9 protein-coding genes are annotated in these 11,068 nt (G+C 69.7%); all 9 read right to left on the reverse strand.

Annotated elements, in window-relative coordinates:
• Positions 1–14: 14 nt before the first annotated feature.
• On the reverse strand, positions 15–1,595 hold the full coding sequence (locus tag ACZ5VC_RS00705) for a PH domain-containing protein (protein ID WP_469117978.1): 1,581 nt from the start codon (positions 1,593–1,595) through the stop codon (positions 15–17).
• Positions 1,592–2,092 (reverse strand): PH domain-containing protein, encoded by a 501-nt coding sequence (locus ACZ5VC_RS00710; protein ID WP_469117979.1) that lies wholly within the window; start codon positions 2,090–2,092, stop codon positions 1,592–1,594. The genes ACZ5VC_RS00705 and ACZ5VC_RS00710 overlap by 4 nt, the downstream gene beginning before the upstream one ends.
• Before the next feature lie 4 nt (positions 2,093–2,096).
• Entirely contained in the window at positions 2,097–3,758 is a 1,662-nt protein-coding gene (gene pgi / locus ACZ5VC_RS00715; RefSeq protein WP_469117980.1) for a glucose-6-phosphate isomerase, read from the reverse strand.
• Positions 3,759–3,924: 166 nt separating this feature from the next.
• Positions 3,925–4,260 (reverse strand): RNA polymerase-binding protein RbpA, encoded by a 336-nt coding sequence (locus ACZ5VC_RS00720; RefSeq protein WP_003976875.1) that lies wholly within the window; start codon positions 4,258–4,260, stop codon positions 3,925–3,927.
• Between the two features lie 110 nt (positions 4,261–4,370).
• A complete protein-coding gene (gene secG, locus ACZ5VC_RS00725) occupies positions 4,371–4,601 on the reverse strand; it encodes a preprotein translocase subunit SecG (protein ID WP_468711331.1) in 231 nt (76 codons plus the stop codon).
• Positions 4,602–4,746: 145 nt separating this feature from the next.
• Positions 4,747–5,502: a triose-phosphate isomerase gene (tpiA, locus tag ACZ5VC_RS00730; protein WP_469118886.1), complete on the reverse strand. Its 756-nt coding sequence runs from the start codon at positions 5,500–5,502 to the stop codon at positions 4,747–4,749.
• Positions 5,503–5,541: 39 nt separating this feature from the next.
• Positions 5,542–6,753: a phosphoglycerate kinase gene (locus ACZ5VC_RS00735; protein ID WP_469117981.1), complete on the reverse strand. Its 1,212-nt coding sequence runs from the start codon at positions 6,751–6,753 to the stop codon at positions 5,542–5,544.
• 113 nt (positions 6,754–6,866) lie between these two features.
• Positions 6,867–7,874: a type I glyceraldehyde-3-phosphate dehydrogenase gene (gap, locus tag ACZ5VC_RS00740; protein WP_469117982.1), complete on the reverse strand. Its 1,008-nt coding sequence runs from the start codon at positions 7,872–7,874 to the stop codon at positions 6,867–6,869.
• 198 nt (positions 7,875–8,072) lie between these two features.
• Entirely contained in the window at positions 8,073–11,024 is a 2,952-nt protein-coding gene (locus tag ACZ5VC_RS00745; RefSeq protein WP_469117983.1) for a M14 family metallopeptidase, read from the reverse strand.
• Between the last annotated feature and the right edge of the window lie 44 nt (positions 11,025–11,068).

The raw sequence follows: 11,068 nt of genomic DNA on the forward strand, positions 1-11,068 counted from the left end.
CTACGTGCCGGCCGTCATGACTCGCGCACAGGGGCCCTGTCCAGGAAGGGGTCCAGCAGGCCCGGAACGGCCTCCGCCGCGAACTCGAGGCCCTCGGCGCCGTCGGCGTCGGGAATGGCGTACGCCCCGTCGCCCGCGGCCGTCGTCGCCGTCAGGGTGAGGAGGCCCGCTCGGCGCTGGAACCAGGACTGCTTCAGCGTCCAGCCGATGACGCCGCCGCGCTGGAGCGCGACCGTGGCGCGGCGGACCGAGCCCGAGCGGGTCACCAGGTACGCGCCGGTGAGGCCGTGACCGAGGCTGCGGTAGGCGTCGCGGGCGAGGAGGAGGGCGAGCGGGGCGAGGACGGCCGCGGCGCCCGCCGCGACGAACAGGAGCACCGGGGTGAGTACGGCTCCGAGGACGGCGAGGACCGCGAGCGGGAGCAGAACCGTCGCCAGGTACCAGCGCAGACGGCGGGTGCGGGCCGCACGCGGGTGGGCGGTGAGCGGGGTGGCCGTGGGGGCGGCGCTCACGCGCAGGACGCGGGCCGCGACCTCGTCGGCGACGGCCCGGGGCGCGGGCGGCAGCAGGGTCTTGAGGTCGGCGTGCTTGTCGTCGTCGTCCTTGACGAGACCGGTGGCGATCGCGTCGACGCGGGCCGCTCCGCATATCCGTACGCCGAGGGGTTCGACGATCTCCAGGCCGCGCAGCCGCCGCTCCTCCATGGAGATCGAGCGGGCCGTGAACAGGCCCCGGCGGACCCGGAGCGTGCCGCCGGGTTCGCGCTCCAGCCGGTAGTTCCACCACATCTCGACCCACAGGCCGAGCGCGCCGACCACACCGGCGAGGACGGCCGCGGCGACGAGGACGGCGATCATCCAGACGAGCGGAGTGTCGTCGAAGCGGTCGCCCACCCACGCGATGACCTCGCCCTGCGCGCCGAACCATTCACTGACCTGCATCACGGCGCCGGCCGCCGCGCCACCCAGCAGCGGAGCGACGAACGAGACGGGGGCGTAGCGGACCCAGCGGAGGTCGAACCCGGCGAGCGCTCCGTCGTGCCGGGCGTCCGGCTCGGTGGCGCGGGTCAGGAGCTCGTGGCGCAGCCGTTCGCCCTCGGCCCTGGTGACCGGATCGAGTTCCAGCGTGGACTCGCCGCCGGTGTGCTCGCCCGTGCCTATCCGGACCTTCACCAGGCCGAGGACCCGCAGCAGTGGGTGGGCAGTCAGATCGACGCTGCGGATGCGTTCACGGGCCAGTGAGCGGCGCTTGACGAGCAGCAGACCCGTATGGAGTTCGGCCCGCTCGGGGCCGATGCGGTAGCGGGTGCGGTGCCAGCGCACGTAGTCCGCGGCCGCACCCCCCGCGATGAGCAGGACGGCGCCGGTCAGCACCCACGCGAACGCCTGCCACGGTGGCATCCCGCCGGTTAGGCCGAGGGCGGTGGGCAGTCCCGCGCCCCCCGCGACGCCGGCCATGACGGCGGCGGTGACGAGGACGGTGCGCCGGTCGAGGCGCCGCCAGCCGTCCCCCTCGCCGACCGCCCCTGCCTCCGTCCGTACCTGCGCCGCCGGCGCCGTCTCCCGCGCGTCGCCGGCCTCGGGGGCGGCCGTCATGTCGCGTCGCCCGGCGTCGCCCGCGTGATCAGGGTCAGCCGCTCGGCCAGCTCCGCGGCCAGCTCGTGGTCGAGGCCCTCGATCCTGATCGCGCCCTTGGCGGAGGCGGTGGTGACGGTCACCGTGGCCAGCCGGAATGCCTGCTCCAGCGGACCGCGCACGGTGTCCACGGTCTGGACGCGGGACATGGGCGCGATCCGCCACTCCTGCCAGAACGCCCCTGTCCGTACGTAGACCGCGTCGTCGGTGATCTCCCACCGGTGCACGCGGTACCACCAGCGTGGGAAGAACACGGCGCACGCCAGCCCGAGGACCGCCGACGCCCCGGCGGCGAGCAGCAGCCAGGGCCGCGCGGCCGGCAGGAACGCGGCGAGCACGGCCAGTACGGCCACCGGCACCACGGTCGTCACCAGCCACTGCGTGGTCCACCAGCCGACGGCCCGTTCGTTCAGGGCCTCGCTCGGCGGCCGCAGCCGCACCGTGTTCTCCCCCGTCATCGGATCAGTTCCCCCGCAGCGCCCGGTAGGTGGCCACCAGCGCGGCGGTGGACCCGTCGAGCCGGTCGCCGCCCTCCGCCCCGGTCAGCACCGGTTCGAGCCTCTTCGCGAGGACCTTGCCGAGCTCGACGCCCCACTGGTCGAAGGAGTCGATGTTCCAGACGGCGCCCTGGACGAACACCTTGTGCTCGTACAGCGCGACGAGCTGACCGAGGACGGACGGCGTCAGTTCGTCGCCGAGGATCGTGGTCGTGGGGTGGTTGCCGCGGAACGTCTTGTGCGGCACCAGCTCCTCGGCCACGCCCTCCGCCCGTACCTCCTCCGGCGTCTTCCCGAAGGCGAGCGCCTGCGTCTGGGCGAAGAAGTTGGCCATCAACAGGTCGTGCTGGGCGGCCAGACCCGGTTCGAGATCGGCGACCGGCCTGGCGAAGCCGATGAAGTCGGCCGGGATGACCTTGGTGCCCTGGTGGATCAACTGGTAGTACGCGTGCTGCCCGTTGGTGCCCGGCGTACCCCAGACGACGGGTCCGGTCTGCCAGTCGACGGGGTTGCCGTCGCGGTCCACGGACTTGCCGTTGGACTCCATGTCGAGCTGCTGGAGGTACGCGGTGAACTTGGACAGGTAGTGCGAGTACGGCAGCACCGCGTGCGACTGAGCGTCGAAGAACGCGCCGTACCAGACGCCGAGGAGGCCGAGCAGCAGCGGCGCGTTCTCCTCGGGGGCGGCGGTCCGGAAGTGCTCGTCGACCTGGTGGAAGCCGTCGAGCATCTCCCGGTAGCGGTCCGGCCCGATGGCGATCATCAGCGAGAGGCCGATGGCGGAGTCGTACGAATAGCGGCCGCCGACCCAGTCCCAGAACTCGAACATGTTCGCCGTGTCGATGCCGAAGTCCTCGACCTTCTCGGCATTGGTCGACAGGGCCACGAAATGCTTGGCGACGGCTTCCTGACCGGCCTTCAGGCCGGTGAGCAGCCAGTCCCGGGCCGAGGTGGCGTTGGTGATGGTCTCGATGGTGGTGAAGGTCTTGGACGCGACGATGAAGAGCGTCTCGGCGGGGTCCAGGTCACGGACGGCCTCGTGCAGATCGGCGCCGTCGACGTTCGAGACGAAGCGGAACGTCAGATCACGCCGGGTGTAGGCGCGCAGCGCCTCGTACGCCATCGCCGGACCGAGGTCGGAGCCACCGATGCCGATGTTGACGATGTTCTTGATCGGCTTGCCGGTGTGGCCGGTCCACTCGCCGGAGCGGACGCGCTCGGAGAAGGCGGTCATCTTGTCGAGGACGGCGTGCACGGCCGGGACGACGTTCTCCCCGTCGACCTCGATCACCGCGTCGCGCGGGGCGCGCAGCGCGGTGTGCAGGACGGCACGGTTCTCGGTGGTGTTGATCCGCTCGCCCCGGAACATCGCGTCCCGCAGCTCCGCCACGCCCGTGGCGGCGGCCAGCTCGCGCAGCAGCGTGAGGGTCTCATCGGTCACCAGGTGCTTGGAATAGTCGAGATACAGATCGGCGACCCGCAGCGTGTACCGCGTGCCGCGCTGCGCGTCGGCGGCGAACAGCTCCCGCAGACGCGTCTGCCCCAGCTGTTCACGGTGCTTGCCGAGTGCGGCCCACTCGGGCAGCTGGTTGAGCCTGGAACGGCCTTCTGTAGTCATCTCGGACATCGCCCACTTCTTCTCTAACCTGCCTGCTTGCCCCGCTGCCACTCCAACCTAATTGATCAGGGGAGCGCACGATGCGAGGGCGAGCGTGAACAGGTCAGTGGGTGGGCCGACGAGAACGGCCCCGGCCGCGAATTCACTTCGCGGGCGGGGCCCGTTCGTCCACTTCTCAGATTTCGCCGCGCAGTTTGGCGAGCGCCTCGGCGAGAATCGCCTCACCGTCCGCGTCGCTGCGCCGCTCGCGCACATACGCGAGATGCGTCTTGTACGGCTCGGTGCGCGGCGGGTCCGGCGGGTTGTCCCGGTCCTGGCCGGCCGGGAACCCACAGCGCGGGCAGTCCCACGTCTCCGGGACCTGCGCGTCGCTGGCGAAGCTCGGCTGCGTCTCGTGCCCGTTCGAGCACCAGAAGGAGATGCGGAGGCGCGGCGCGGACTCGCCCCGCTCTGCCTCACCCATCGGCCCCGCTCCGACCCGGCTTCCCCGGATCGCGTTGCCACTTGCCACGGTCGTAACTCCCTGCGTGATGGTGCTCGAAGATGCCCCAGTCTACGTAAGGCCCAACGCGCGTCCAGCGATAGGAGTTACACCCCACCGAGGGACGCGACAACCACTGCTCAGCTGTCCAGCTTCATCAGCAGAGCAAGTACGACAATGCACGCGAACCACAACAGACCGACCACGATGGTGATGCGGTCGAGGTTGCGCTCGGCGACCGAGGAGCCACCGACGGACGACTGCATTCCGCCACCGAACATGTCGGAGAGGCCGCCACCCTTCCCCTTGTGCATCAGCACCAGCAGCATCATCAGCGCGCTGAAGATGATCAGGGCGATCGAGAACCCCATAACCACGGCTGGACCCTACTTCCTGGCAATCTCTCGGACTTCTCACGGACGCGGGGGCCCGGGCTCACCACGCGGCAGGGCCGCGTATGGACATTGTGAGCCTCAGGCCCCCGCAAGGGTACGACGGATCCGCCCTACCGCATACTCACTGGTCGCGGAAGCGGACGATCTTGACGAACTCGTCGGCGTCCAGCGCGGCGCCGCCCACCAGGGCGCCGTCCACGTCGGGCTGCGCCATGATCGCGGCCACGTTGCCGGACTTGACCGAGCCGCCGTACTGGATGCGGACCTTGTCGGCCAGCTCCTGGGAGTACAGCTCCGCGAGACGGCCACGGATCGCTCCGCAGACCTCCTGCGCGTCCTCCGGGGTCGCGACCTCGCCCGTACCGATGGCCCACACGGGCTCGTAGGCGATGACGATCGACTCGGCCTGCTCGGCCGGGACGTCCTTCAGGCCGCCGTCGAGCTGCGCGAGCGTGTACGCGACCTGGTTGCCGGCCTTGCGGATGTCCAGGCCCTCGCCGACGCAGAGGATCGGGGTCAGACCGTGCTTGTACGCGGCCTTGACCTTGGCGTTGCAGATCTCGTCGGTCTCGGCGTGGTACTGGCGGCGCTCGCTGTGGCCCACGGCCACGTACGTGCACTTCAGCTTGGCGAGCATCGCGCCCGAGATCTCGCCGGTGTACGCGCCGGAGTCGTGCTCCGAGACGTCCTGGGCACCGTACTTGATCTTGAGCTTGTCGCCGTCGACCAGGGTCTGGACGGACCGCAGGTCGGTGAAGGGCGGCAGGACGGCGACCTCGACGGCGTCGTAGTCCTTGTCGGCGAGCGCGAAGGCGAGCTTCTGGACGTGCGCGATGGCCTCGAGGTGGTTGAGGTTCATCTTCCAGTTGCCCGCCATCAGCGGGGTGCGCCCCTGGGCAGAAACAGTCACTTTTGTTCAGTCCTCCAGTGCGGCGAGGCCGGGGAGCGTCTTGCCCTCGAGGTATTCGAGGCTGGCGCCACCGCCGGTCGAAATATGTCCGAAAGCGTTCTCGTCGAAGCCGAGCGTGCGCACGGCCGCGGCCGAGTCGCCGCCACCGACGACGGTGTACGCGCTGCTTTCGAGGAGCGCCTGCGCGATGGCGGTGGTGCCGCCCGCGTAGTCGGGGTGCTCGAAGACACCCACCGGACCGTTCCAGAAGACGGTCTCGGCGTCGGCGATCTTGGACGCGTACAGCTCACGCGTCTTCGGGCCGATGTCCAGGCCCTCCTTCGTCGCCGGGATCTTGTCCGCGTCGACGATCTCGAAGTCGGCGGGGGCCTTGGTCTTCAGGTCGGGGAAGTCCGAGGAGACCAGGACGTCGATCGGGAGCACCAGCTCGACGCCGGTCTTCTCCGCGCGTTCCATGTACTCCTTGACCTTCGGCAGCTGGTCCTCCTGGAGGAGGGAGATGCCGACCTCGTAGCCCTTGGCCTTGAGGAAGGTGTACGCCATGCCGCCGCCGATGAGGAGGCGGTCGGCCTTGCCGAGCAGCTCGTCGATGACGGCGAGCTTGTCGGAGACCTTGGCGCCGCCGAGGACGACCACGTACGGACGCTTGACGTCGTCGGTGAGCTTCTTCAGGACGGCAACCTCGGTGGCGATGAGGTAGCCGGCGGCGTGCGGGAGCCGCGCCGGGAGGTCGAAGACCGAGGCGTGCTTGCGGTGCACGGCGCCGAAGCCGTCGCCGACGTACACATCGGCCAGCTCGGCGAGGCTGTCCGCGAACGCGCCGCGCTCGGCGTCGTCCTTGGACGTCTCCCCGGCGTTGAAGCGGAGGTTCTCGAGGACGGCCACCTGGCCGTCGGAGAGGCCCGCGACGACGGCCTTGGCGGACTCGCCGACCGTGTCGGTCGCGAACGCCACGTCGGCACCCAGCAGTTCGCCGAGGCGGGCGGCGGCCGGAGCGAGGGAGAAGGCCGGGTCCGGCGCGCCCTTGGGGCGGCCGAGGTGCGAGGCGACGATCACGCGTGCGCCGGCCTCGGCGAGCTTGGCGACGGTGGGCCGGACGGCGCGGATGCGGCCGTCGTCGGTGATCGTGGTGCCGTCGAGCGGCACATTGAGGTCGGCGCGGACGAATACCCGCTTACCGGCGACGCCTTCGGCGAGAAGCTCGTCGATCGTCTTCATCTGTACGGTCTCCTAGGAAGATCAGAAGGTCGAGACAAGCGACAGGGCCCGATCAGCGCGTCATTGCGCTGTCCGAGCCCTGGGCTCACATCGAGGTGCCTGCCCTAAGTGGACTAGAGCTGGCCGCCGACGAAGGCGGTGAGGTCGACGAGACGGTTGGAGTAGCCCCACTCGTTGTCGTACCAGCCGAGGATCTTGACCGACTTGCCTTCCTGGACCATGGTCAGGGAGGAGTCGAAGGTGCAGGACGCCGGGTCGCTGACGATGTCCGAGGAGACGATCTGGTCCTCGGTGTACGCCAGGATGCCCTGGAGCTCGCCCTCGGAGGCCTTCTTGAACGCGGCGTTGACCTCGTCCTTGGTGACCTCGCGCTCCAGCTCGACGACCAGGTCGGTGGCCGAACCGGTCGGGACCGGCACGCGCATCGCGATGCCGTCGAGCTTGCCCTTGAGCTTCGGCAGGACCAGGGCGGTGGCCTTCGCGGCACCGGTCGTGGTCGGAATGATGTTCTCGGCGGCGGCGCGGGCGCGGCGCAGGTCCGAGTGCGGGAAGTCGAGGATGCGCTGGTCGTTGGTGTACGCGTGGACCGTCGTCATCAGGCCCTTGACGATGCCGAAGTTCTCGTCGAGAACCTTGGCCATCGGCGCCACACAGTTCGTGGTGCAGGAGGCGTTGGAGATGACGTGGTGGTTGGCCGCGTCGTACTTGTCCTGGTTGACGCCCATCACGATGGTGATGTCCTCGTCCTTGGCCGGAGCCGAGATGAGGACCTTCTTGGCGCCACCGGCGATGTGCTTCTCTGCGTCGGCCTTCTTGGTGAAGATGCCGGTCGACTCGACGACGATGTCGACGCCCAGCTCACCCCAGGGGATGTCGGCCGGGTTGCGCTCGGAGAGGACCTTGATGGTGTGGCCGTCGACCGTGATCGTGTCGGCGGTGTGGGTGACCTCGGCCTTGAGACGACCCAGAATGGTGTCGTACTTCAGAAGGTGAGCCGTCGTGGCGGTGTCACCCAGGTCGTTGACAGCCACGATCTCGATGTCAGCACCCTGCTCCAGCAGCGCGCGGAAGTAGTTACGACCGATGCGGCCAAAGCCGTTGATGCCTACGCGGATCGTCACGAAACCGATCTCCTCGTTGGTACGCCGGTTTTCGACGCCGGCGAGTTGTATGGGATGTCCCCGACCGCTTATGACCCTACCTCTCCCGACGCCCATGAGTGACATCGAAGCGGAGCCATATACGCCCCGAATGGCCGATGGCCCGTACCTACCAGCGGGTACAGGCCATCGGGGGTCTCTCAGTTCGACTACTGTGCGTTATCGGCGCAGGGTGGCGAGCGCTTTTCCGACGAGCCGCTTCCGGTCCGCGGCGCCCGGTACGTGCTCCAGACCGAAGCCGAGGAGCACCGTGTCACGGGTGGTGACGGCGGCCTGGGAGTGGAAGAGTCCCGGCGAGCGGGCCCAGTCCCCGGCGTTCCCGGGGCTGCCGGCGGGCGGGCCGGGAACGGTCCACGCGCCGAGCGAGGTCTCGAAGCCCTCGCTGTCCCGGTCGGTGCCGCCGACGACCAGCTTGGTGCCGTCGACGAAGGCGCCCGTCCCGCCGGTGCCGGGGTCGGAGATGTAGGAGATCGACAGCTCGACCTTTTTGCCCGCGTAGGCACTCAGGTCCATGGAGGCCTGCTGCCAGCCGTTGGAGGCGCCGGTGAAGGCGTTCCAGGCGCCGCTCGTGCCGGTGGCCGCGCAGTCGTCCTCGCCGACGGTCAGGTAGTGCGCGAGGAAGGGGTGACCGCGGACGTAGTAGCCCTCGGAGCAGTCGGCGGGCGGGGTCGCGGAGGTGCCGCCGTTGGAGTCGGGCAGGGTCGTCCAGTCCTCCTGGCCGACCGTGTGCGCCTCGACGACCAGGTTGTCGTAGCCCTCCTCGGTGTCGTAGCTGACCCGGAAGCTCAGGGACGGCTTCGCCGAGGCGTCGACGCCGGTCAGATCGACCGTCCGGCCGAGCCGCATCCAGGCGTCGTCGGCGTGGCGGGCCGCGCCGAAGTACTGCCCCTCGTAGGGCTCGAAGGGAGTGGGGAAGCCGGGGTAGTCGCCCGCGGAGGAGCTGCGGAACTGCGGGAACCGCTCCGGCTTCAGGGTGTCGGAGGTGACCGTGTACGCGCCGGCGTTGTCCAGCGGGTTGTCCGCCACCGGGCCGAGGGCGGCGGTGGTGCCCGCGAAGGGACCCGACCCCGCGAAGGACGGCGGGGACTTGAGCCCGGCCCTGTTGTAGGCACCGAGGTAGTACTGGGCGAAGTCGTTGGAGAGCGCGCCGCCGAGGTCGACCAGACCGCCGGCCTGCTCACCCGCGTTGATCAGCTTGCCGCCCTCGTTGACGAAGTCGCGCACGGCGAGGGTGTTCCCGACGGAGGGGCGGTTGGCGCCGGTGTACCAGACGACGGTCCTGAAGTGGCTCAGGACGCCGAGCGGGTGCGGGACGCCCTGTGTCGCGGTGTCCCAGACGGCGGCCCTACGGCCGTTGTCGGCGAGGGCCTTGGCGTACGCGGCGGTGTGCAGGGCGGCGGTGGTGCCGCCCTCCTCGGCGAGGACCAGGGTGTCGGCGCGCGGCCGCTCGGCGACCGTGTAGGTGAACGGCGTCGACGAGGTGCGCCGGCCGTCACGGGTGCGGGCCGTGAACCAGACCTCGACCTTGTCGCCGGGCCGGGTTTCCCCGACCTCGGCGCGGTACTCGTCGAAGTAGAGGTTGTCGTCGCCGCCGTACGTCTCGCCGCCCTTCCATGCCTCGAGGTCCTCGTCGTGCGTCCGGCCACCGTTGACGCGGTACTTGAGCTCCTTGTCGCGCAGCGACCTGCGGGCGGTGACGGAGACCGTCTGCTCGCCGCGCGCGTAGGAGGTGGTGAAGGCGTCCGGCGTGAAGTCGGGGGCCTCGACGCCGGTCGTGGAGACGGGCCTGTCCGGGTGGGCGGAGGACTCGGCGACGGCGAGGGCGAAGGGGACGTTCTTCGCGAACTCCTGCTGGATCAGCTTCTCGTCGTCCGGGAAGGTGAACACGGACTCGCAGTCGGCCGGGTTCCAGGCGTCGTCGGGATCGATCCTGGACGCGGTGGCACAGGTCGACATCTCCGGGGTGAACATCTGCATCCCGTTGACGTTGGCCGCGTGGCCGTCGGCCTCGCCGTTGGTCGTGTAGAGCTCGGAGGAGACCTGCGGGCGGTAGCCGGGGACGGCGGACTTCTGCGGGGTGCCGGCCAGGGCCTTGAGCGCCACGTCGTCGGGGGTGTCGGTGGCGACCTGCCAGCCGACGCCGTACAGCAGGAGCTGGGCGGCGGAGTGGTAGTTGACGCCGTACTGGAAGCCGATGCGTTTCTGGAAGGCGTCCAGGGCCTTCGTCTCGGGCTCGGACATCGGGCCCGTGCCGCGGAAGGTCTCATCGGCCGGGTCGGGGGACGAACCCTCGTTGTCGTAGCCCCACTTGTAGGCGAAGTTGCGGTTGAGGTCGACGCCGTCCCCGGGCGTGATCTTCCCGTCGCCGTTGTTGTCGTGGAGGTTCTTGCGCCACTGGCGATCGCCGTCCGGGGAGTGGGTGTAGTCGTAGCCGTCCGGGTTGGCGGAGAGCACGAACCACAGCTCGGTGGAGTCGACGATCCTGGTGACGCGCTGGTCCTTGCCGTAGTTGGCCAGGTAGTAGTGCATCAGCCGGCGGGTCATCTCGGGGGTGATCCACTCGCGGGCGTGCTGGTTGGACATGTAGAGCGTGGCGGGCTTGGAGCCGTCCCTGGACTTCTTGGCGCCCTTGCTGAGCTTGAGCGCGAGGATGTCCTGGCCCTTGAGGGTCTTGCCGATGCTGACGACCTTGGTGAGGCCGGGGTTGGCCTGCGCGGTCGCGAGGATCTCCCGCTTGAGGCCGCTCTCGCCGCTGTACGGGCGGAAGACGCCGTCACCGGCGGCGGCCACGCGCTTCTCGGCCCCGGTGGAGAGGGAGTGCTCGGACAGGCGGAGCCCCTTGGCGCGCAGCTGCCCGGCCTGCTCGTCGGTCAGATACAGCTCGACGGTGGCGGTGCCGGTCGCGGGTACCCGCTCGCTCAGCTCGTGCCCGTCGGTCCCGGCCTCGAGCAGCAGCGGCACCTGCTCCTTGCCGACCTGCGCCCGCCATACGGAGAGGCCGTCGCCGCCCCCGTCGTCGTTGCTCTGCTGGGCACCGGCGGCGGGTGCCGCCGCGAGTCCGGCGATCAGCAGTGAAGCCGCGGCGAGGATCGATCTCGCTCTGCGTCTCATGAGCCCCCCTTGCTGTTGTGTGCCACGTGAGTGGACAGACGCCA

Source organism: Streptomyces sp. NPDC033174, from assembly GCF_055577795.1.